Consider the following 21,738-nt stretch of genomic DNA (forward strand, 5'->3'; position numbering starts at 1 on the left):
ACGCCCGCCGAGTTTTATACCCGGCGGGCGTTGTTTATAACCGATAGACTAAAGCACATGAGTAATATTCTGCAGTCTTCCATTTGGGCAAAGTTTCAAGAATCAAACGGCCACAAGGTCTTCACCGGTTCAGGCACCGGCTGGAGCTACATGGCTACATTAGAGGGCGGCAAAACCGGCCGTTACCTTTACTGCCCCTACGGCCCCGTCGCATCCTCAGCTTCTGCATTTGATGAAGCTATTGCAGAACTCACCCGCGTAGCCCGCGACAACAAGTGCCTGTTCGTGCGTATTGAACCCACTAACGATGAAATTTTTGAGGGCACTGTGCCTTCCGCTTTCTTGCGCGCACGCGGTTATAAAATTTCACCGCGCCAGGTACAGCCTTCACATACTCAAATCATTGATCTGAACCAGGATGAAGAAGCAATTCTGAAGGATATGAAGTCCACCAACCGCAACCTTCACCGCAACATCCATAAGAAGGGCGTGACCTTCGAAACCTCCCAGAACCCTGCGGACCTCGATATCCTGCTTAAGTTCTTGGACGAGACCGCAGGCCGCACCGGCTTTAACCGTCAGCGCGACGAGTACCTCAAGCAGGTGGCAAAGGTGCTCATGCCCGCCGATGCCGCTACCCTTTACCTCGCTAAGGTTGAGGACGAGCCCATCGGCGCCGCTTTTGTCTACGACTCCAATGACACCCGCACCTACGCGCACGCGGCAACTTCTTTCGAGCACCGTAAGCTCTCAGCTGGCATCCCCCTGGTGACTAACCTGATTGTGGATGCGAAAGCTAAGGGACTGAAGTACGTTGACCTCTTTGGCATCGCACCGAACGATGATCCCAACCACGAGTGGGCGGGCTTCACCAAGTTCAAGAAGTCCTTCGGCGGCCAGTCCGTAGAATTCCCCGGCACTTGGGATGTGCCCGTCAACGCCACCGGTTACAAGGCGTACACCGGCGTCTACGCGGCAAAGAGCAAGGTACCGGTTGTTAAGTCCAAGCTGATGGACGCCAAGGCTAAAGCACTGCCGGTTGTAAAGAACACCGTAGCTAAAGTACGCGCAAAGATCGGTAAGTAAAACCGACTGCGCTTCATAAGAAATGCGTCCTCGAGGCTGATGCCGCGAGGACGCATTTGCATTACGTTAGATCTTAGCCGTTAACAGCAGGAAGCTGAGGGTCATTCGCAGTTAAGCGCGCCTCGCCCAAGGCGTTCAAAGTGATCTCTACCTTTGAATCATCAGATTCAATGAGCCGTGAAGCGGGTACGGCCCATTTGATACTGCCACCTTCAAAGTCCTGGAGGTAGTACTTCTGTCCGTTCTCTTCTACATAGCGACCGTCAGCCAAAGGCAGACCAAGTGCTCCAGCGTTGGTAATTTCATCAGTATAGGGACTACCGTAGACCCAGGCTGAAGCGAAATTGTGGTCCCAGCGACCGTCAAAACGGGTCATCTGGAAACCTAGAACATCAGAGCGAACAGCTTTAGCACCCATCTTTGGAGTACCATCCGGGTTAGCTGCAATAATCAAGGCTGAGTCACCATCTTGAAAGTACAAGGCTTGCTGGTTACCCATCAAAGTTGCATACTTTGACCAGTCAACGGTTGCAGGATCGGTCAAAGAAGCAAGTTCAGGCTCGTTATCGATGATGTAATTGCCGTCTCTGTCAGAGGATACAGTTACAGATTTCGTCATAAAACCGGTAACTTGCGTTTCTCCGCCTTCAGGTTCATCGAAATAGGTAATCATGTAGTTGTAGATGGGGCCACCGCGACCATCGCCGATACTTCCCGAGTACTTAATAGTGCCAAATCTGTCAGGATCTTTAACAAACTCATCGAATACCCTAGGATCCATCCAACCCGCGGTATCTGCTTTGGAGTCGTAAACAAAGATGAACTCAGATGTTTTCTCAATCAGAAAACGGTCATCCAACGGAGTTAGGTTTCCGGTGTAACCTTCTGCGCGAATATCGTATCCGTGTACCTGCGCAGCAGATTCGAGCTTTACAGTACCTTCTTGGGTCAGCTCAACCGTAGGTCGCTCCGAACCTCGAGTCCATGTCACAGTGCCGTAGTCAAAAGTCTGAGTCGAGGTATTGCCGTTCCACGTAGCGGGTGCAATCGGTAGCCCCAGCAACGACAGCTTACCTGAATTATAGTTTTCCCAAGTCCACACCTGACGGGCAGCCTCATTGGTCTTCAACCACTCCACCTCGTACACAGGAGCATTAGCCACGCGAACACCGTTAGCGTCAGCCGCAGTCACATACGCAGTGGTATCTGTCTGCAATAGTAGAGCGTTTTTATACTGAACGTAAGTCGCCTTTGACCAGTCCAAATTAGCAACAAGATTCTCAGGCTGAGCAGGATCAGTCGGCTCAGTCGGCTGATCAACAACCGGAGCATTATCAGGGAAGCATGCATTAGTTTTGACGCGGTCCTTCTTCCACTGGTTACCCTCAGCACTATTGAGATCAACCGATGATGACGGCTGGGTTTTCGCATCAACCACAACCATCCAACGAGTCTTACCGTCGAAGGTGGTCACTGACTGACCACAGAACGTATTGTTCCACGAGTCACTTTCCAAAGCACCAAACTTCTCAACACCACCGGCATTCTTGAATGCCTGAATTTCCTGGGCGTTGGTGAGAGTACGAGTACCGGTGCGCTGACTGTAAGTCACCAGACCGTGCTCAAATTCCTGGGCGGACGCGCCGTTGGCAAACTTCTGCTCATCAGTCACCGGATTGCCAAGTTCCCCTTGATGCGCTTGACCGTATTTACCGATGGCGGTTGATGCATTGATGGTAGCAGCGTTTGCTACGCCGGGCGCTGCGCTGAGCAACATGGCTGCCGATAGGAAGGCAACGCCTAGTTTTTGGGTGGTTTTCCCCATTGTTTTCCCCTAATGATGAAAGTGTGCGAGAGCGGTTCACTTTAAGATGGTGGCTCTCAATAACTACCGAGGGGTAGCTATACTGCTAGCGTATGAAAGCCAGCATAGTTTTACTGAGCGTTCAGCTTCCTTTCAGCATTTTGTCCCCATAACTGTTGGAATAAAACAGTAAATGAGGCTTCATATTACGGGGAGAACAAAAATGCTCCCGCACACAGTACAGGAGCATTTTCATCGCGACTCTAAAATTTAGTCTTCACAATAACTAAATGGAAAACTAATTATTCGGCATGTTCTTTTCGAGAATGCTTTCCCAGCGTGCCAAGTTGTGCTCTGCGTCGACGGTTCGGATAGTGCCTGACTTTGAGCGCATAATCATTGACTGGGTAGTGATGGTGTTGCGACCGTAGCGCACACCGCGTAGCAGCTTACCGCCGGTGATGCCGGTTGCGGCAAAGTAGCAGTTGTCAGAAGTAACGAGCTCATCGGTGGTTAGCACCGCATCAAGATCATGTCCGGCGTCCAGTGCCTTCTGACGTTCCGCGTCATCGGTGGGAGCCAAGCGTCCCTGTATGATGCCGCCGGTTGCTTTGATAGCACACGCAGCCACAATGCCCTCAGGGGTGCCGCCGGTACCGAGCATGAGGTCGATACCTGAATTTTCACGGCAAGCAGCGATGGCGCCAGCCACGTCGCCATCAAGAATCATGCGGGTACGCGCACCGGTTGCACGGATTTCTTCAATGATTCCGCTATGGCGCGGACGGTCAAGAACACAAACGGTCAGCTGGTTAATCTTCTTGCCTTTAGCTTTCGCCACAAGGTGCAGATTCTGTTTAACAGGCAAACGCAAGTCGACCAGATCAGCAGCCTCAGGGCCGGTCACCAGCTTTTCCATGTAGAAAACAGCTGAGGGGTCGAACATTGAGCCACCGTCTGCAACAGCAATAACGGAAAGTGCGTTGTCCATACCTAGAGCAGTCAGTCGGGTACCGTCAATAGGGTCAACAGCTACATCCATCTTGGGGCCGGTTCCATCACCAACAGATTCACCGTTGTAAAGCATGGGCGCTTCATCTTTTTCGCCTTCACCGATGACAACGGTGCCGTTGAAGTTCACGCTTGAGAGGCGGTAACGCATGGCATCTACTGCCGCGCCGTCTGCCTTATTTTTGTCGCCTGCACCAACCCAGGGTGCGGATGCAATAGCCGCCGCTTCCGTTGCGCGCACGAGTTCTAGCGCGAGGTTGCGACCAAAGTTTTCGTTTTTAGCTGCTGACATTATCTCCCCTTTGAGTGTTTTCAGCCCTGCGGTGTCTACCGGTCTCGCGGCGCATCGTTGCGCGCGATATTTCAACAATAACCATTTTCGGGGCTTTGGCGCAGTTTCTGCAGAGCTTTACCGGAAAGATTACCTGTGTCTTGTTTCACTTCTGCTCAATATGACGGGCTAGTACTTGCACCTTTTATCACCTTATTGCGGTTATCGCTTTGGCAACCGCACCATTTGTACGTGACAATAGGGAGGTGACTTCATCGCAGCATCAGAATTCTTCTTCAGCCGGTTCCGTGTCAGCTGCGGAGCAACAAGCTCCCGCGACCGTTGCGGACGGTGTGAAACCGCAGATTACCGCAAAGCAGGCTCAGCGCATCAACGCGCCGGTACGTAACATGATTATCTCCATGGTGGTGCTCGTTGTATGCATTGTTCCCGTTTTGTGGCTGATGCCCCAGCCCAACAAAGACCCGTACCAGGCAGAAGTTGATTTGCCAAAGGTCGCGTATGAGGCGGGTGAAGCATCTTCCTTTGCTGTTGCTGCACCGGAACTTGAGGGCTGGCACTATAACTTTGCGCGCTGGAATTCTAACCAGGCAGACAAGATTAACTACTGGGAAACCGGTCAGATTACCGGCTCAGATCACTTCATTACCCTCAAACAGGCAGATGCGTCTAAGACCAATGACAGCTGGATTGCGCAACAAACTAACAATGCAGCGCCCCAGGGCAACGAGAGCGTGAGTGGCGTAAATTGGGACGTTCGCACCGGTCAAAACGATAAAGATGAAACCGTTACCTATTACATCGGTGAGGTCTCAGGAACCACCGTCATTATGTACGGTAGCGATGTTCCTGGCACCGACTTCGCTCAGTTAGCTGACGCTGTGGTGAACTACCAAAAGCAGCCCACAGCAACAGCCTCTCCCACATCAACTTCCGACACCGGAATTCAATAAGACACAAAATCTGGCACAAGAAATACTCTTGTGCCGCTTTTGAATGCGCTTATAATGAAGCTCACTTACCTCAAGTTTGAAAGGCTTTTGATGAATACCTCAATCACCACCCCCGCTGAGGCTTGGCATCGACTTGAAGAAGGCAACGCCCGTTTCGTGTCCTCTTCATCTGAGCACCCTAACCAGGACGCCCTGCACCGCGCGTCCTTGGCATCCGGTCAGGCACCGTTTGCCGCCATTTTTGGATGCGGTGACTCGCGTCTAGCCGCGGAAATCATCTTCGACCTCGGCCTGGGTGATGCCTTCGTTATTCGAACAGCGGGGCAGGTTATTGATAACTCGGTGTTGGGCTCTATCGAATACGCTATCGATGATCTGAATGTTCCCCTCGTGATGGTGCTGGGTCATGACTCCTGTGGCGCTGTTACTGCGGCAAAGACAGCGCACGATACCGGAACTATGCCTCACGGTTTTGTACGTAACCTCGTTGAACGCATCCTGCCCTCAGTCATCTCACCGGCGCTACCGGCAGAGCCAACCGTCAACGACATGGTGGTGGAGCACACCCGTCAAACAGCTGCCCGCATCGCAGAGCAGTCACACATTATTGCTCAGGCGGTCGCGGCAGAGAACACCGCCGTGATTGGCGTCTTCTATCACCTTGCAGACGGTAAAGCAGAGCTGGTGTACTCTTCATCGCCTGAAATTACTGCGTCCTAAGATTTTATCCCCTCAAGACCGCATATCTCCATGCCGCAATAAACCTACATATTTTCAGCTCGATGAGGTTCACCTCACGCATGGGGTTTATGCTGGTTATATGGCAGAAAACACTGAATACCGTATTGAACACGACACCATGGGCGAAGTCCGCGTTCCCGCTAACGCACTCTACAGCGCGCAGACTCAGCGCGCCGTTGAGAACTTCCCCATCTCAGGTCAGACTCTAGAGCCCGCACACATTCGCGCACTCGCTCTGGTTAAGAAAGCAGCTGCTACAGCTAATGAAGAGTTGAACGTGCTCGACGCTGAGCGCGCGCAGGCTATCCGCACCGCAGCGGACGCTGTTGCGGCGGGCAAGCACAACGATGATTTCCCGATTGATGTTTTCCAGACCGGTTCGGGCACCTCATCAAATATGAACACCAACGAGGTACTGGCAACCCTGGCAAACCGTGAGCTCGAGGGCAAGGGCGTCAACGTTCACCCCAACGACCACGTCAACGCATCGCAGTCATCAAACGACGTTTTCCCGACCTCCGTTCACGTTGCAGCTACCGAGGCCCTGATTAACGACCTCAAGCCTGCGCTGGACTACCTGGCAACTTCACTGGAGAAGAAGGCTAAGGAATTCAAGGACGTCGTTAAGTCCGGCCGCACCCACCTCATGGATGCGACCCCCGTAACCCTGGGCCAGGAATTTGGGGGCTATGCAGCGCAGATTCGCTACGGTATCGAGCGTATTGATGCGTCCCTCCCCCGCGTCGCTGAGGTTCCCCTCGGTGGCACCGCAGTGGGAACCGGCATCAACACCCCCGACGGCTTCTCAGCACGAGTTATTGAACTGCTCGCCGAAGAAACCGGCCTGCCACTGACCGAAGCACGCAACCACTTCGAAGCACAGGCAAACCGTGACGGTCTGATTGAAGCATCAGGTCAGTTGCGCAACATCGCGTACTCACTGATGAAGATCAACAACGATATCCGCTGGATGGGTTCAGGCCCCAACACAGGTCTCGGCGAACTTCATATTCCTGACCTCCAGCCCGGCTCATCAATCATGCCCGGTAAGGTCAACCCCGTAATTTGTGAAGCTGTTATTCAGGTAGCTGCACAGGTTATCGGTAATGACACCACCATCGCGCTGTCCTCCACCAATGGCGCATTTGAGCTCAACGTCGGTATTCCCGTCATGGCTGCAAACCTCTTGCAGTCCATCCGCCTGCTCTCCAACGCAACCCGCGTCATGGCAGAGAAGATGATTGACGGTCTGGAAGCTAACGAAGAACGCGCACGCTTCTTGGCTGAAGCTTCACCGTCAACCGTTACCCCGATGAACAAGCTCATCGGCTATGAAGCAGCAGCGAAGATTGCTAAGTACTCAGTGGCTAACAAGACTACGGTGCGCGAGGCAGTTATTGCTCTTGGCTACGTAGAACGCGGCGAAGTCACCGAGGAACAGCTGGATTCAGCTCTCGATGTTACCAAGATGCTGGGTAACTACTCCTAAGAATCAGCGGCTAAGTTAGAGAGGAATCGAGCGCCGCCTTGTTTCTACTCAATCACTAACGATTTTTCCTTCCAGGTCTTTCGCGCGCACTTGTTGTGGGCGAAAGACCTGGGAGGAAATTTTCGTTTAAAGACTCTGCCGGATAGAGGACGACTCCCCTGTGATCCATTTCTATGTTGCTGCACGTTTACCCCCCATTTTTCGCATCTTTGAGGGCGAGCAGAAGCACCGGAGAAAACTGGTTTCACCGCCTTTATATATCGTTGACATCACATTCAACAGATAGCAAGCTCACTGATATTTCACAGGTGATGACCTTGAAAAGCTTGGCTAACCAGACAAGAATGAAAAGGTAAGAATTACTTGAACTCAAAAGTTTGGGAGATAAAGTGAAGCTCGCAGAGCAAATTGTGAGCCAGCTAATCGAAGCTGGCGTTTCACGCATCTACGGTGTCGTAGGTGACTCATTGAACCCTATCGTTGACGCGGTACGCGCATCCGGTGGCTCGGCCAAGGGCGGCATCGACTGGATTCACGTGCGCCATGAAGAGGCAGCAGCATTTGCGGCAGCAGCTGACGCTGAGATTACCGGTGAGCTCGCCGTCTGCGCTGGCTCATGCGGACCGGGTAACACCCACCTCATCAACGGTCTGTACGATGCTAATCGCTCGCACAACCCCGTGCTCGCTATCGCATCGCACATTCCTTCTGCTCAGATTGGCTCAGGCTACTTCCAGGAGACCCACCCCGAGCGCATCTTCGAAGACTGCTCCGTTTACAACGAGATGGCTGTAGCTCCGGCTCAGACCCTGCGCATCATCAACTCCGGTATCAAGCACGCTATCGCGCTGAATGGTGTTTCAGTGGTGACAATTCCCGGTGATATCGCGGACGCGGACGCTGTTGATCAGGTACCCGCACTTGGCGACCTGCGCCGTGGCGTCCTCACCCCCGATGCGGCAACTATTCAGGAAATCGCTGACCGCATCAACAAGGCTGAGAAGGTCGCTATCTTTGCTGGCGCCGGTGTTAAGGGAGCTCACGATGAGGTAATCGAGCTTGCGGATCTCGCAGCAGCACCCGTTGGTCACTCGTTGCGCGGTAAAGAATTCATTCAGTACGACAACCCCTTCGATGTGGGTATGACCGGTCTGCTGGGTTACGGTGCTGCGGCTGAGGGGCTTAAGGATGCGGATCTCATGCTTCTGTTGGGCACTGACTTCCCTTACGACCAGTTCTTGCCCGATACCGACACCATTCAGATTGATACCGCAGCTGAGGTTATGGGACGCCGCACCAACGTTGGTCTGCAGGTTGAGGGCGATGTTCGCGCAACTATCGCAGCTGTTCTGCCGCTAATCAAGCGCAAGAAGAACCGCAAGTTCCTCAAAGGACTGTTGAAGAAGCACAACACCGTAATGTCCAAGGTTGTTGGCGCATACACCACTAAGCCCAGCAAGTTCCAGAAGATTCACCCCGAATACGCGGCCTCAATCTTGAACGATGTTGCAGCTGACGACGCAATTTTCACCGCCGATACCGGCATGTGCAACGTGTGGACCTCACGCTACATCGAGCCCAACGGCAAGCGCCGCCTGATTGGCTCATTCTTGCACGGCTCAATGGCTAACGCACTGCCGCACGCTTTGGGTGCGCAGTTCTCACAGCCTAACCGCCAGGTGATTTCTGTGTCGGGTGACGGCGGTCTGAGCATGCTGATGGGTGAGTTGCTCACCGCTAAGATGTACAACCTGCCGCTGACTGTGGTTGTTTTCAACAACTCAACTCTGGGTATGGTCAAGCTCGAACAGCTGGTTCAGGGCTTTGAGGACTACGGCGTGGATGTTCCCCTGGTCAACTACGCTGACATCGCGACCGCCGCTGGATTCCAGGCTCAGCGTGTTGAGAAGCCTAAGGATCTTGAGAAGGCTTACCGTAAGGCGCTGGCTCATAACGGCCCGTCACTGGTTGAGATCATTACTGATCCCAATGCGCTGTCCATGCCTCCCGAGGTCGAAGCTAACCAGATCGTTGGTTTTGCAACTTCTATGAGCAAGATTGCGCTCAACCGCGGTGCGGGTGAGGCTGTCGCAATGGCTAAGTCCAACCTGCGTAACGCTCGCGCATGGCGTCAGTTCTCCTAAGGATTTAGTTCTCCTCTAGAACGCGATAAAGGTGCGGCACTCCTTCGTTGGAGCGCCGCACCTTTTTGCTTTTCGTCTTATACCTGTTCGAAGCCGAAGCGAGTGTGGCCGGTGTAGTTCAGCGCTGAGTCGATGCGCTCGCGCATCCTTTCGTTGACCAGGCCGTCTAGCTCATCTACCGAAACCCACTGCACCGCCGAGGATTCCTCATCGTTCACGCGAGCCACACCGCTGACATATTTACACAAAAAAGTGTGATCTAAGAACTGGCACTGGTCGCCATTACCGAAGGTCTGCGGCGGGTCAGCCTTGAGCTGGGTGAGCGCAACAACCTCTACTTCGACGTTGGCTTCTTCTTCAGATTCACGTAGCACGGTCAGCGCCGGGTTTTCGCCGGGATCCACGATGCCGGTGATGGGCGTCCACAGACCGTTATCGCTACGGCGTACCAGCAGGATTTTCTGGTCTTCATCGCGCACGATGACCGCGGTTGCGCCCGAGAGCCACAGCATGTCGTGACCAATTTTGCTACGCAACTCGGTAATAAATTCTGGGGTAGGCATAAGGTCAGTTCCTTTCGCGGAGAATCGTTAGGGTGCGGTGGCGGAGAAGATATCAGCAGGGGAAGGCATTTTTATGCCGGAAAAACCAAAGCGACGGTAGCTCCAGCGAGCATGAAAGGCCCAAAAGGTATATGGGATTTGAGGCTGGCTTTCTTGGTCAGTACTAGATACAGGCCGTAGCAACCACCAAAGACGAAAGCGAGCGTGGTGCCCCACAGTATATTGAGCGCTGAGAAATAACCCATTAGCATCCCGAGCACCCCGGCTAACTTTACATCACCTAGCCCTAAAGAGCGGCGCGAAATCATCCTGAATACCCAGTAGATTCCCAAAAGCACAACGGCACTGTATGAGGTTCTTCGCAGACCTTCAGCGCCTTCCGTCAGCACGAGAACCGTAAACAGGGCAACCCCAATAACGGCGTACATGGGCAGGACGATTTTGTCGGGAAGTCGGTGGATGGCTACATCAATACGCCACAGTTTCACGGCGCAAACCGCAAAATAAACGCTGGTAAGGATCAGCAGTGCGGCGCAGATCCAGCCGGTCGCATTTCCGTACGATGCGAACTCGTAGATACGAGCAAACATTAGGACCCAAAGCGACGCTGACGGTTAGCGTAATCGCGTAGCGCACGCAAGAAATCAGTACGACGGAAGTCCGGCCACAGTGCTTCGCAGAAATGAAATTCGGAGTAAGCGGACTGCCAGGTCAAAAAGCCTGAGAGACGCTGTTCGCCAGAGGTGCGAATCAAAAGGTCAGGATCAGGAAGACCGCGTGTGTAAAGATGACTTGAAATATCTGAAATCTCAAGGTTTTCTGCCAGCTCGCTCATGTCTTTACCTTCGGCCACCGCACCGAGAATGAGGTCCCGCACCGCGTCTACAATCTCCTGGCGTCCGCCGTACCCTACCGCAATATTGACGTGCAGGTCGCTAATGTCCTGGCTCTTCTCCACGGCATCTTCTAAAGTGCATCGCAACGACGAGGGCAGAGCTTCCAGTTTGCCAACACCCTGAATCTTAGCGATGCGAGCGTCCGACAACTCGGTGATAAATCCTTCGATGACTTCAAGAAGGTCTTTCAGCTCTTCTTCCGAGCGCTTTAGATTCTCGGTAGAGAGCATGTACAGGGTGACCATCGGTATTTTGAGTTCGCGGCACCAGCCCAAGAACTCAATGATGCGTTCGGCTCCCGCTTGATGCCCGTGCTTAGTGGTTTCGCCAAGCTGAGCAGCCCACCGGCGGTTGCCGTCGACCAGCACACCAATATGTTGCGGAAGGCGTTGCACAGGAATCGACGAGGTCAGCGCATGCTCGTAGACCTTGTACACCGGCTGCGGTACCTTCATCGTTCCCCTAATGTTCGATGCTCAAAAAGTTCTTGTTTCATTCTATAGGTAGCTACACGCGTTTTCATGATGCGGGCGCTGATCTGCTTCATCGAACACTGGAGTGCGCGAGGTTTATCAAACCTAAAAGTAGCTGATGATTTATTTAATATGCTGGGCTGATTCGCCGAGAGGGTTCATAATTAAAGAAGTGGAAGCAAGCTTCCTTCTTACCGATAAGTGAGCTCTCATGAAAGGTACTGCCATTACAGCCTCAACGCGCGCTCGGCCGGAGGTTCATTCTTTCCTCTCCCCCGACCATCCCTATTATGAGAAGAAGCCGCTGATGCGCGGCTGGCTTCACGCCGGTTTCGCACCCATCGTTTTTATAGCGGGAATCGTGCAAATTGTTCTCGCGGGTGGTGGTTGGCTGAGTCTTGCGTGCGCAATTTTTGCACTCACAGGCATCCTTCTCTTTGGCATCTCAGCGATTTATCATCGAGCCTACTGGTCAGAGCGTCTGCGTATGCTCTTCAAGCGCCTTGATCACGCCAATATCGCACTTGTGATTGCTGGAACGTATACGCCAATCGCTCTGACCTTGTTACAGGGTAGTCAAAGAAAACTGTTGCTGTGGATTATTTGGGGATGCGCGATAGGCGTGGTGCTCTTTCGCGTTTTGTGGACTGCCGCTCCTCGCTGGCTGTACACCCCGATTTACGCAATTATGGGCTTAATTGCGGTCTTTTTCTTGCCCGAATTTTGGCAGATTTCACCGGTTGCTACTGTGCTCATTGCAACGGGTGGAGCAATCTATATTCTTGGTGCGGTTTTCTACGGCACCAAGTTTCCACAACTTTCCCCGCGTCATTTCGGCTTTCATGAGCTTTTTCACGCTTGCACCATTATGGGCTATGTTCTGCACTACATTGCGATCATGTTCGCAATTTTTGCGGTGCGCGGCTAGCCACTGAGCGGGCTATAGGCAGAAGCCACTTAGCGCAAAGCCCGGATGCTGGTTCAACCAGCATCCGGGCTTTTGCATATACAACTAATGAGGCTTTAGCGCTTCTCGGCTCTACGCGATGAACCACTAACGCCGCCTTGAACAGTGTTACGATCAGGCTGGGCAGTAGACTCAACACGAGACTGAGAATTCTTACCCGCGGTTTCACCGTGAAGCTCGGCCTCACGCGCCTTGGCGTAGTCAACACGGTAGCGCAGACGACGCTGGCGGCGAGTCAAGTCCAAGCCCAGCAGGATAATAACGATACCCAGAACCATAGTCACCAAAAAGCCAGTAATGCCCGGTGAACCCAGCGGCGAGCCATCCTGGTTGTATTCCTGAATGGTACTGGTTGCTGTTGAAAGCTCAGCTGCCACAGGTACAGCCACAGTCAGAACAGATGAAAACATAGTTACAACCCTTTATTGTTGGGACGAAAAGTCGATACCGCTGGCAAAGTCATGCTCAGGCAGTGAAGTTTCTACCTTCGAATCAATCAGCACGTAATCATCGGTAGGCCATACTTCTTGTGACTGCACGGGAGTCAGCGCGAAGAACAAATCTTCTGGCCCAACCTGGGTTGCGTGCGCCAACAGCGCCTTATCACGCAACTCAAAATAGTCCTTAGACAAGATGCGCGTGGTCGTAGAGTGGCGCGATACAGGAGGCTGATGACCATCAACATCATCTTCCATACGGCGGGCAATCCACTCAGCAAACGGGCTCTCAAGACCGTTTGCCATCAAGTACTCATGCATAGCGTTCAGACGCTCAGGATTAAAAGCTCGGTCGTAGTAGAGCTTAAGCGGCTGCCAGGGTTCGCCCTCACCCACGTAAGCGTTCGCGTCACCAGCTTTTTCGTAAGCTTCAACAGCTACCTTATGCGACATGATGTGGTCGGGATGCGGGTAGCCACCAATTTCGTCGTACGACAAAATAACGTGCGGCTTGAACTTACGCACTAAACGCACCAGAGGGGCACTAGCTTGTTCCAACGGCAACGACGCAAAGCAGCCAAACGGAAGCGGCGGCAACGGATCGCCTTCAGGCAAACCTGAATCCATAAAACCAATCCAGCGGTGCTCAATACCCAGAATCTCGCGGGCATTCGCCATCTCTTGACGACGTACCGACGGCAAGAAGCGGTAAGCAGCCGGGTTCTCGCGTCCTGCCTCACTCAAAATATCGCCGCGTTCACCGCCAGTCATTGAAGCAACCAGCACGCGGGCACCACGAGCAGCGTAAGCAGCCATCATCGCAGCGCCCTTTGACGACTCATCATCAGGATGCGCGTGCACCGCAAGAATACGAAAACCCGTGTAGTCTTCGTTTAACGGCTGTACGTTACCTGCCGAGTCCTTGACGATAGTGGGGGTATTCTCAACGTCACTCACGTTTGCACTCCGCTTAAATTCGATACAGTAGATAGGTGCCCTAATCTAAGGGCTCACTGTCTTTACAGATAAAAGACAACATCTCTAGTGTAGCGAATCGTTGAGAATGTACTTCTTTCGGCGAAATATACTACGAACAACGGCAAGGAGTGCTCATGAGCAATCAAATGATGGTTGATCGCTACGGCGAAAAACGTACTCGAAAGCCTATCCCTGCGCGGTTTTGGTTCATCATCACAGCCCTAGTTGTTGTTCTAGCAGTCGCTTGGGGCATCTGGGTTCAGAGCACTCAAGACGCCTCGAACCCTGAGTTCCAAAACACAGGTTACGACCTCATGAGCTCTAACGAAGTCACGGTCTCCTTTGAAGTCGTCAAAAAGCCCGAGGCCACTGCAGTGTGCGCACTCAAAGCAATGAACGCATCCGGTGCACCCGTGGGCTGGAAAGAAGTGACCATTGGCCCTCGCGACGACAATGCACAGGTCACCGCACGCACCGAGCACCTTTTCATCACTTCAGCCGCTCACACCGCAGTTGTCGACTCCTGCTGGGGCAAAAATTAACGGGCAACCTTCGTCGATAAGCCAACTTATTGCCCCGCAAAAGCCCGAATCGTTATGATTAGGTCTCATCAGACCGTACAATAAAAATCAGACTTTCTTCAGCAGGCACTGAGCCGCTGAAAACTGATAGAAAGGACGCCCACGCGTCTTTGAAAGGAAAACGTATGACTGAAGAACAGCACGAAGGCGCTTGGCTGACCCAAGAAGCGTACGACCGTCTCTCAGAAGAACTCGAACGCATCTCAGGCCCCTACCGCCAAGAAATCGTTGACCGCATCTCAGCAGCACGCGATGAAGGCGACCTCAAAGAGAACGGCGGCTACCACGCAGCACGCGAAGAACAAGGTAAGAACGAAGCTCGCATCGCACAGCTCAAGCACCTGCTCGAAAACGCACAGGTCGGCGAAGAGCTCAAGGACAACGGTATCGTAGAATCCGGTATGGTTGTTGACGCTGAAATCGCAGGCAAGGCAATGAAGTTCCTGTTGGGTTCACGCGAAGTTGCAGACACCCTCGTCGGCGACTCAGACCTGCAGGTCTTCTCAGAAAAGTCACCCATGGGCGCAGCAATCCACGGCCACAAGGTAGGCGACACCGTTTCTTACGAAGCTCCCAACGGTAAAGAAATCACCGTAAAGATCATCGAGGCTAAGCCTTTCCAGGGTTAATTTCTTCGAGAACTTCGCATACAAAAACCGGGTGGAACGTTTTCACGTTCCACCCGGTTTTTTATCTCTATAGGGTGCTGAAACTTACGTCTACAGCTTTGGAGTGCGGGGAGCGCCAGCTGGCATCAGGTCTGGCGTGAATCACTTCCGAGCGCCCCGCGCGAATGAAGTGAGAGGGACTGCTGGCGCTCTCCGTACTCCAGAACTCCCCAGTACTTTCCTAAAAATAATCTCTGGAAAGCTCTGAAATAACTTTTAGTACACCACGATTGGCTGGTAGCCCGCGTCCTTGAGTGCCCCGAGTACTTCTTCACAGTGCTCGTGCCCCTTGGTTTCCATGTCGATAGTAATGAATACTTCGCCCATCGACAGGGCACCGGATGCGCCGGTGTAGTTCACGCCGGTAACGTTGGCTGAGTTAGCTGAAATGATGCTTGAGATGCTGGTGAGTTCGCCGGGGCGGTCGGTGAGCATCAGACGCACGGTCAGGTATCGTCCGGCTGCACTGAGACCTCGCTGAATGACTTTGAGCATCAGCATGGGGTCGATATTGCCGCCCGACAGCAGACAAACTGTAGTGCCCAAGTCGCCGTATTTTTCTTTGATGGCGGAGTTCATCACCGCCGCAACGGGCACAGACCCTGCGGGTTCTACCACAAACTTATTGCGTTCCATCAAGAAAATCAGAGCACGCGCAATATCGTCTTCAGAGACCGTATGAACATCGTCCACCAGCTCTTTGATGATATCGAAGGGCATTTGACCGGGACGTCCCACCGCAATGCCGTCGGCGATAGTAGTAACTTTTTTGAGCGGTACGAGCGCATCCGCCGCCAAAGAAGGCGGGTAAGCAGCAGCATGCTCTGCTTGCACACCAATGATGCGGATTTTCTTACCGAGCTGCTTCTCTTTAGCGCGGACTGCTACCGAGAGGCCCGCTAACAAGCCGCCACCGCCAACACCTACAAGAATGGTGTCAACGTCAGGCACCTGCTCAAGAATTTCCAGACCGAGAGTGCCCTGGCCGGCGATAATATCGGCGTTATCGAAAGGATGCACGAAGACCGCGCCGGTCTCATCTGCGTAGCGTTTGGCTTCAGCCAACGCCTCATCAACAGTTGATCCGTGCAGAACAACCTCAGCGCCGTGACTACGAGTAGCTGTCACCTTAGGCAGGGCAGCTCCCATCGGCATGTAGATGCGAGCATCGATGCCGAGTTTGGACGCCGCCAAGGCAACGCCCTGCGCATGGTTACCTGCTGAAGCGGCGACAACACCGCGGGCTTTCTCCTCAGCAGACAGCTTGGCCATGCGCACGTACGCACCACGAACCTTGAAAGATCCCGAACGCTGAAGGTTTTCTGCCTTGAAGAATACCGGCGAGCCCAAAGCTGTCTCCAGCGCGCGCGAGTGCGCAACGGGCGTCCTTTCAATAACACCGTCTAAAAGCTCATGCGCTTTTTCGATGTCGTGAAGTTGAACAGGAAGTTCTTCAAGGCGTGTCAACGTAAAATCTCCTCCAAGATCTAAAAGATGTGTATCAGTTTAGAACTACTGAGCCACTTTCTCAGTGTTAGTCTCAGATTCTGATTTACGGTTACGCTTCATGTGTTCCTTCATCTTTTCGTGAATCGCCTTCTTCTTGCGGCGCTCAACTTCGTGAGGGTACAAGAATTCTTCGCTACGAATTTCATCGTCGTTCTCCCAGCCGCGTGCAGCGAGGTAACGTACCACGGTGTTCAGCATCGCCAGCAACGGTACTGAGAACAGCGCGCCGGTGATGCCGAAGAGGATGCTGCCGCTAGCAACAGCAACGATTACAGCGAGGGGGTGCAGTGAAACTGCCTTACCCATGACCAAGGGTTGCAAAATGTTTGACTCGACCTGTTGAACCAGCAGAACCATACCAAGCATAATGAGTGCGTTCACGGGACCGTTAGCAACGAGTGCCAACAGAACGGCGATTGCGCCACTGGCAAGAGCACCCACCACGGGAATGAAGGAGCTCAAGAACACGAGTACGCCCAGCGGGAAGGCCAGGGGAACGCCCAGGAAGAAGGCTGCAAGACCAATACCCACCGCGTCAATGAATGCAACGAAAACCTGAACGCGAGTGTAGTTCACCATGGATTTCCAACCGCGGCGGCCTGCACCGTTGACGGCACGACGCGCAGCACGAGGGAACATACCAACGATGAAGAGCCAGATCTTCTCGCCTTCCATCAGGAAGAAGATGAGGGTGAAGAGGCAGATTACCAGACCGGTTGCAAAGTTACTTGCGGTTGAGCCAACGTTAGCCACACCCGTGAGCACCTTGTCAGCATTGTCTTTCAGGGTGTTCAGACCGTCGGAGAGCACCTGATCAAGCTGACCAGCACCAATATTAATCGGCAAGTCATTGAGCAACGCAATGAGCTGGCGGTAGCCTTCCATCGCCTGGTCAGAAAGCTGGCTGAAGCCAGAAATCATCTGCTGACCCACCAGCGTCAAAAGACCAATCACAATCGCAATAAAACCGATTTCGGTAATAGCGGTTGCAAGGCCGGGCCATAGACCGTACTTACGCAGTACGAATACAACGGGAGACAGCAAACCTGCCAACAGAGCCGCCACCATAATGGAAACGACAATCAGGCTGATGCTACCCAAAATCTTAGAAATACCCCAGGCTACAACCGCTGTAACAATCAGTCGCCACGACCAGGATGCCGCGATCTGAAGTGCATAAGGCACGTCACGGCTTGTTAAATTTTTGTCTCTCACCGATGAAACCACCGACTGGACTTCCATACTCTTTTCGCTCATAGGTTCAATCTTGACATACCACCAAACACACAGGGGGCTTATCGATAATTTATTTAACGGTTGTTCACCACATTTTTGTGAAAAGAGCATATAAAAACTGCCGGCTCTTACACGGGTAAGAACCGGCAGTATAAATACTTTATTTAGTTATCTGAGAGCTGGCGTACAAAGCCGAGTACACGCAGAATCTCGATGTACAGCCAGACCAGTGAGACAGTTAGGCCAAAAGCCAATCGCCATGCTTCACGCTTGGGAGCGCCCATGCGCACAACCTCGTTGGTGTTGGTGTAGTCCATCAGCAGCGAGTAGGACGCAAGCAGAACAGCAAACAGTGAAATGATCAGACCGATACCGGGGTTAGCAGAGTACAGGCTGAAACCTGCAAAGAGGCTCAGTGCCAGATTCAGCAGCAAGAAGATACCGTATGAGATCGTCGCAATTATGAAGAAGCGAGTCAGCTTAGCGGTGGTACGAATCTTACCGTTAGAGTACAGCACCAAGATAGTGGCTGCCACAATCATGGTTGCCACCACTGCCTGAATCACGATGCCGGGGTAGCTCTGCTCGAAAAGCAAGGAAAAACCGCCCAAGAGCATACCCTCAGAAACTGCATAAGCCATCACCAAAGCCGGTGATACCTTGCGCTTGAAGGAGTTAACCAGACCAAGCACGAGAGCCGCTACGAAACCAACGAACATCAGCGGCGGGTAAATGAACCAGGTAACGAGCGCACCGAGAACTACCAGACCCAAGTTGAGCGCAGTCTTGCGCACAACGTCATCCATGGTCACGCGTCCAGCCTCAAAATTAGAAGCGGACGGCGCGTTGTACATGTTGTTCAGATCTTGAGCGTTCGGCTGCGCATAGCCGTAGGGGTTCTGCTGCTGGGCATAAGGGTTACCGTATGCCTGCTGCCCATACTGCTGAGGGGCGCCATAAGGATTACCCTGCTGACCGTACTGAGCGGTTGACGTACCGCCAGCACCGAACTGGCCAAAACGGGGATCGCCTTTTTGCTGGTTGCCCATTGAATTGATAAGGGGGTTACCTGCCACAGGTGTCTCCTAGGTCGTGTTCTAAATGTTCTTACTACCCTATAGTAAAGTTACTAAAATTTTTAGGAGTTTAGCCCAAGGCGTTAAACACGGCCCTCGTCCACCAGTTCAAGAATCTCTTCGAGGTAGGCAAGCACTCCCCCGTCGTTGTTATGACCAATCACAACATCTGCGGTAGCTTTCAAAGCCGGAGTCGCGTTTTCCATGGCCACGCCGGTGCCCACGTAGTTCAGCATTTCAGCGTCGTTCGCGGCATCACCAAACGCCACCATTTCTTCAGGCTTAATGTTGAGCTGCTCGCCCAGCCACTTGAGCGCACTACCCTTGTTGACGCCGCGTGAAATCAAGTCAATAGCGCCAAAGCCAGAGGTCACCGGTACAACGTTCGGGGGCAACTGGTCGATAAGCTGCGCCAGGATCTGTGCGGTCTCGCGGCGCTTAGTCTGCAGTGCAAACTTCACAATCGTGTCTTCACTGAGCACATCGTAGTTGTCAATGTAGACAGCGTTCGGGTACCAGGTACGAATAAAGTCCATAGCACTCACATCGCCGTTGTAGTCAGCGCCCAAAAAGTCCAGATAGTCCTTCATCAAGGATGCGATAGGCTCAGCTCGTTCGATCGGCAAGTACGCGTTCTTATGGCCGGAGAGAATAACGCCTACCTGCGGAAAGTTCGCCAGCGTAGCGATGACCTGGTTAACGGTTTTCTCAGAGAAACCCGAAATCAGAATATCTTTTTCCTGGTCAGCGATGTACGCACCGTTTTCAGCAATGTAGGTGAGAGGACGCTTGCGGTAGCTATCCAAGTAGTGATGCAGCTTGGGCAGCTGGTTACCCGAGGCAACCACAAACTGGATGCCTCGCTCGTCCATAGCATCGAGGATGCGGTTGAAACGCTCGGTGTCGAAGGTTTTGTCGTCCCTCAACAGTGTTCCGTCCATGTCAGTTGCAACGAGTTTGATAGTCATCGGAAAGACCTTTCCCCTGAATAAGTTTAATCAGCTCACTTCTAAGCCTAGCCAATCAGGTGAGTGAGGTCTCTTGGAATCGAGTATGTGACGCCAAAAGTACCTTCAAACGTTGCCCGGAATTAGGGTGATAGCAAACATGTACCCTTGTAAAAAGTACTCCCTAAGTGCGTTTGTACTGACACTAGCGTCAGTACAAACGCACTTAGGGAGTATCTTCTGCCGAATGAGGACGCATCGCTCAGCCACGCGAGCGTGCGAGCGAACTCCCCACTGCTGGCACTAAAAACGCCGCTTCATCGAAGACGAAACGGCGTTTTGAGGGTGCCCCCAGTGGGACTCGAACCCACACTGGGCAGATTTTAAGTCTGCTGCCTCTGCCAATTGGGCTATAGGGGCTGGACGGGCTCACATATATTATGCGAGCACGTACCTAGCTATTTATACCAGAGCTTGTCTCTAAAGTAGAAATTTAGAGCTTTGCCTTGGACTTTTCGGGTGCGGTACCGGTTGCCTGCTGGAATGCAAGACGCGGTGAGCGCTGGTGACGTACCGATGAGGTATCACGACCGAATACCTGGTTGAGTGCCCAAGTTGCCATCACGCGTACGGTGCGTTCGGTGGTGGGGATTGCAGTACCGTGGTATGCGCGGTGCATCATCCATGCAAGGGGGCCACCAATGGTCTTGCCCTTGAAGTTTGCAACGCCCTTCCACAGACCGAGGCCTGCAACAACGCCGATGGTCTCGTGGTAGTAGTCCTTGAGCGACTCGCCGTTGCGTGATGCAAGCAGGTTGTTCGCAAGAGTTACGGCCTGGCGTGATGCGTGCTGTGCGTTAGGTACGCAGAAGCCGCCTACGCCGCCACCGGTGAGGTCGGGAACAGCTGCGTTGTCGCCTGCTGCCCATGCGCCTTCGATAACACCGTTGTCGCCGGTTACGCGGAGGTCTGCGCCTACGCGTACACGACCGCGCTCGTCGATCGGGAAGTCGGTTTCCTTGAGCATGGGTGATGCTGCAACGCCTGCGGTCCAGATAACGGTGTCGGTGTCGAGTTCACCAGCGGGTGACTTGTCGCCCATGTTGATGAGCTGCAGGTGACCGTCGGTCGCATCTGCCAGTGAGGTGTTGAGCAGTACTTCGATGCCGCGTGCGCGGAGCTCTGCAACAACCTTTTCTGCGCGGTCTGCAGGTACCTCGGGCATGATGCGGGGTGCTGCTTCAACGAGAACGAAGTGAAGGTCTGATACGCGCAGACGGTTGTTACGGCGTACTGCTTCACGTGCCATGTCTTCGAGTTCTGAGATGGTTTCGATACCTGCGAAGCCACCACCGACGATAACGAAGGTCAGCGCGCGGCGACGCTCTGCCTCGTCAGCGGTGAGTGATGCGGTTTCGATGCGCTCGAGAACCCAGTTGCGCACTGAGACTGCTTCTTCAACGGTCTTCATGCCGATAGCAACGTCTGAGAGACCGGGAATCGGGAACGCGCGGGTAACAGCACCTGCACCGAGAACGATTTCGTCGTAGCTCAGTTCGAAGGTCTCGCCAGCGTTGATGGGCTCAACTACAGCGGTCTTTGCTGCGTGGTTGATTGAAACGATGCGGCCACCGACGATTTCGGTGTCGCGCAGGTGCTGACGCAGCGGAACAGTTGCGTTGCGACCTTCCATTGAGCCTGCAGCTACCTCGGGCAAGAAGGGCTGGTAGGTCATGTAAGGGTTGGGATCAACGATGGTTACTACGCCGCCGGCGTCCTTGATAACCTTCTGGATCTTCTGAGCTACGGTGAAACCAACGTAGCCGCCGCCAACAATGAGGATGCGCGGGCGGTCCTGCGCCAACTTGGTGAATGCCATTAGAATTG

At 53.2% G+C, this 21,738-nt stretch carries 20 protein-coding genes and 1 tRNA gene; 8 read left to right on the forward strand and 13 right to left on the reverse strand.

From position 1 onward, the window contains the following. Positions 1-57: 57 nt before the first annotated feature. Positions 58-1,086 (forward strand): lipid II:glycine glycyltransferase FemX, encoded by a 1,029-nt coding sequence (locus tag HF984_RS05710; protein ID WP_168614722.1) that lies wholly within the window; start codon positions 58-60, stop codon positions 1,084-1,086. A gap of 73 nt (positions 1,087-1,159) precedes the next feature. Here the strand turns inward: HF984_RS05710 and HF984_RS05715 are convergent, their stop codons facing one another. Both HF984_RS05715 and glpX read right to left on the reverse strand, forming a co-directional pair. Continuing rightward, positions 1,160-2,911, reverse strand: coding sequence for a hypothetical protein (locus HF984_RS05715; protein WP_168614723.1), 1,752 nt, complete (start codon positions 2,909-2,911; stop codon positions 1,160-1,162). A gap of 277 nt (positions 2,912-3,188) precedes the next feature. Continuing rightward, entirely contained in the window at positions 3,189-4,193 is a 1,005-nt protein-coding gene (gene glpX, locus HF984_RS05720) for a class II fructose-bisphosphatase (protein WP_168614724.1), read from the reverse strand. A 245-nt stretch (positions 4,194-4,438) separates the two neighbouring features. Between glpX and HF984_RS05725 the strand changes: the two genes are divergently transcribed. From HF984_RS05725 to HF984_RS05740, 4 genes are all read left to right on the forward strand, one after another. After that, a complete protein-coding gene (locus HF984_RS05725) occupies positions 4,439-5,146 on the forward strand; it encodes a DUF4245 family protein (RefSeq protein WP_168614725.1) in 708 nt (235 codons plus the stop codon). Positions 5,147-5,236: 90 nt separating this feature from the next. Continuing rightward, positions 5,237-5,866 (forward strand): carbonic anhydrase, encoded by a 630-nt coding sequence (locus HF984_RS05730; protein ID WP_168614726.1) that lies wholly within the window; start codon positions 5,237-5,239, stop codon positions 5,864-5,866. A 100-nt stretch (positions 5,867-5,966) separates the two neighbouring features. Next, on the forward strand, positions 5,967-7,376 hold the full coding sequence (locus HF984_RS05735) for a class II fumarate hydratase (RefSeq protein ID WP_168614727.1): 1,410 nt from the start codon (positions 5,967-5,969) through the stop codon (positions 7,374-7,376). Positions 7,377-7,765: 389 nt separating this feature from the next. Beyond that, complete coding sequence (locus tag HF984_RS05740) at positions 7,766-9,520, forward strand: pyruvate dehydrogenase (RefSeq protein ID WP_168614728.1); 1,755 nt, start codon at positions 7,766-7,768, stop codon at positions 9,518-9,520. Positions 9,521-9,597: 77 nt separating this feature from the next. Here the strand turns inward: HF984_RS05740 and HF984_RS05745 are convergent, their stop codons facing one another. The 3 genes from HF984_RS05745 to HF984_RS05755 form a co-directional block, all read right to left on the reverse strand. Then, positions 9,598-10,083: an NUDIX hydrolase gene (locus tag HF984_RS05745; protein ID WP_168614729.1), complete on the reverse strand. Its 486-nt coding sequence runs from the start codon at positions 10,081-10,083 to the stop codon at positions 9,598-9,600. A 71-nt stretch (positions 10,084-10,154) separates the two neighbouring features. Continuing rightward, positions 10,155-10,673, reverse strand: coding sequence for a prepilin peptidase (locus tag HF984_RS05750; protein ID WP_168614730.1), 519 nt, complete (start codon positions 10,671-10,673; stop codon positions 10,155-10,157). Further along, positions 10,673-11,434, reverse strand: coding sequence for an isoprenyl transferase (locus HF984_RS05755; RefSeq protein WP_168614731.1), 762 nt, complete (start codon positions 11,432-11,434; stop codon positions 10,673-10,675). Before HF984_RS05755 ends, HF984_RS05750 begins: the two co-directional genes overlap by 1 nt. A 229-nt stretch (positions 11,435-11,663) precedes the next feature. On the opposite strand from HF984_RS05755, the gene trhA reads away from it, so the two are divergent. Continuing rightward, on the forward strand, positions 11,664-12,380 hold the full coding sequence (gene trhA, locus HF984_RS05760) for a PAQR family membrane homeostasis protein TrhA (protein ID WP_168614732.1): 717 nt from the start codon (positions 11,664-11,666) through the stop codon (positions 12,378-12,380). 95 nt (positions 12,381-12,475) lie between these two features. On the opposite strand, the gene HF984_RS05765 is transcribed toward trhA, so the two are convergent. Both HF984_RS05765 and mca read right to left on the reverse strand, forming a co-directional pair. Then, positions 12,476-12,829 (reverse strand): hypothetical protein, encoded by a 354-nt coding sequence (locus HF984_RS05765; protein ID WP_168614733.1) that lies wholly within the window; start codon positions 12,827-12,829, stop codon positions 12,476-12,478. A gap of 12 nt (positions 12,830-12,841) precedes the next feature. Beyond that, positions 12,842-13,813, reverse strand: a complete 972-nt coding sequence (mca, locus tag HF984_RS05770; RefSeq protein ID WP_168614734.1) for a mycothiol conjugate amidase Mca — start codon at positions 13,811-13,813, stop codon at positions 12,842-12,844. Between the two features lie 155 nt (positions 13,814-13,968). Between mca and HF984_RS05775 the strand changes: the two genes are divergently transcribed. Continuing rightward, positions 13,969-14,376: a DUF4307 domain-containing protein gene (locus HF984_RS05775; protein ID WP_168614735.1), complete on the forward strand. Its 408-nt coding sequence runs from the start codon at positions 13,969-13,971 to the stop codon at positions 14,374-14,376. Positions 14,377-14,540: 164 nt separating this feature from the next. Next, the gene (gene greA, locus HF984_RS05780; RefSeq protein WP_168614736.1) at positions 14,541-15,044 is read left to right on the forward strand and encodes a transcription elongation factor GreA; all 504 of its coding nucleotides are present in this window, start codon (positions 14,541-14,543) and stop codon (positions 15,042-15,044) included. A 255-nt stretch (positions 15,045-15,299) separates the two neighbouring features. Here the strand turns inward: greA and ilvA are convergent, their stop codons facing one another. The 6 genes from ilvA to HF984_RS05810 form a co-directional block, all read right to left on the reverse strand. Continuing rightward, positions 15,300-16,550: a threonine ammonia-lyase gene (gene ilvA / locus HF984_RS05785; protein ID WP_168614737.1), complete on the reverse strand. Its 1,251-nt coding sequence runs from the start codon at positions 16,548-16,550 to the stop codon at positions 15,300-15,302. A 45-nt stretch (positions 16,551-16,595) separates the two neighbouring features. Next, a complete protein-coding gene (locus tag HF984_RS05790; RefSeq protein WP_168614738.1) occupies positions 16,596-17,849 on the reverse strand; it encodes an AI-2E family transporter in 1,254 nt (417 codons plus the stop codon). Between the two features lie 143 nt (positions 17,850-17,992). After that, positions 17,993-18,904: a Bax inhibitor-1/YccA family membrane protein gene (locus tag HF984_RS05795; RefSeq protein WP_168614739.1), complete on the reverse strand. Its 912-nt coding sequence runs from the start codon at positions 18,902-18,904 to the stop codon at positions 17,993-17,995. A gap of 83 nt (positions 18,905-18,987) precedes the next feature. Beyond that, positions 18,988-19,872, reverse strand: coding sequence for a Cof-type HAD-IIB family hydrolase (locus HF984_RS05800; RefSeq protein WP_168614740.1), 885 nt, complete (start codon positions 19,870-19,872; stop codon positions 18,988-18,990). Positions 19,873-20,197: 325 nt separating this feature from the next. Next, positions 20,198-20,271 (reverse strand) — tRNA-Leu (locus tag HF984_RS05805). Positions 20,272-20,344: 73 nt separating this feature from the next. Further along, the gene (locus HF984_RS05810) at positions 20,345-21,730 is read right to left on the reverse strand and encodes an NAD(P)/FAD-dependent oxidoreductase (protein WP_168614741.1); all 1,386 of its coding nucleotides are present in this window, start codon (positions 21,728-21,730) and stop codon (positions 20,345-20,347) included. Between the last annotated feature and the right edge of the window lie 8 nt (positions 21,731-21,738).

Source organism: Rothia terrae, from assembly GCF_012396615.1.
Classification (GTDB): Bacteria; Actinomycetota; Actinomycetes; order Actinomycetales; family Micrococcaceae; genus Rothia; species Rothia terrae.

What these genes read in the sequence shown, in the direction of transcription:
- HF984_RS05715 (WP_168614723.1), bottom strand. Translation starts at nt 2,911, where the DNA reads ATGGGGAAAACCACCCAAAAACTAGGCGTTGCCTTCCTATCGGCAGCC.
- HF984_RS05765 (WP_168614733.1), bottom strand. Translation starts at nt 12,829, where the DNA reads ATGTTTTCATCTGTTCTGACTGTGGCTGTACCTGTGGCAGCTGAGCTT.
- HF984_RS05745 (WP_168614729.1), bottom strand. Translation starts at nt 10,083, where the DNA reads ATGCCTACCCCAGAATTTATTACCGAGTTGCGTAGCAAAATTGGTCAC.
- HF984_RS05750 (WP_168614730.1), bottom strand. Translation starts at nt 10,673, where the DNA reads ATGTTTGCTCGTATCTACGAGTTCGCATCGTACGGAAATGCGACCGGC.
- glpX (WP_168614724.1), bottom strand. Translation starts at nt 4,193, where the DNA reads ATGTCAGCAGCTAAAAACGAAAACTTTGGTCGCAACCTCGCGCTAGAA.
- greA (WP_168614736.1), top strand. Translation starts at nt 14,541, where the DNA reads ATGACTGAAGAACAGCACGAAGGCGCTTGGCTGACCCAAGAAGCGTAC.
- HF984_RS05775 (WP_168614735.1), top strand. Translation starts at nt 13,969, where the DNA reads ATGAGCAATCAAATGATGGTTGATCGCTACGGCGAAAAACGTACTCGA.
- HF984_RS05790 (WP_168614738.1), bottom strand. Translation starts at nt 17,849, where the DNA reads ATGAGCGAAAAGAGTATGGAAGTCCAGTCGGTGGTTTCATCGGTGAGA.
- HF984_RS05735 (WP_168614727.1), top strand. Translation starts at nt 5,967, where the DNA reads ATGGCAGAAAACACTGAATACCGTATTGAACACGACACCATGGGCGAA.
- HF984_RS05755 (WP_168614731.1), bottom strand. Translation starts at nt 11,434, where the DNA reads ATGAAGGTACCGCAGCCGGTGTACAAGGTCTACGAGCATGCGCTGACC.
- trhA (WP_168614732.1), top strand. Translation starts at nt 11,664, where the DNA reads ATGAAAGGTACTGCCATTACAGCCTCAACGCGCGCTCGGCCGGAGGTT.
- HF984_RS05730 (WP_168614726.1), top strand. Translation starts at nt 5,237, where the DNA reads ATGAATACCTCAATCACCACCCCCGCTGAGGCTTGGCATCGACTTGAA.
- HF984_RS05810 (WP_168614741.1), bottom strand. Translation starts at nt 21,730, where the DNA reads ATGGCATTCACCAAGTTGGCGCAGGACCGCCCGCGCATCCTCATTGTT.
- HF984_RS05800 (WP_168614740.1), bottom strand. Translation starts at nt 19,872, where the DNA reads ATGACTATCAAACTCGTTGCAACTGACATGGACGGAACACTGTTGAGG.
- HF984_RS05710 (WP_168614722.1), top strand. Translation starts at nt 58, where the DNA reads ATGAGTAATATTCTGCAGTCTTCCATTTGGGCAAAGTTTCAAGAATCA.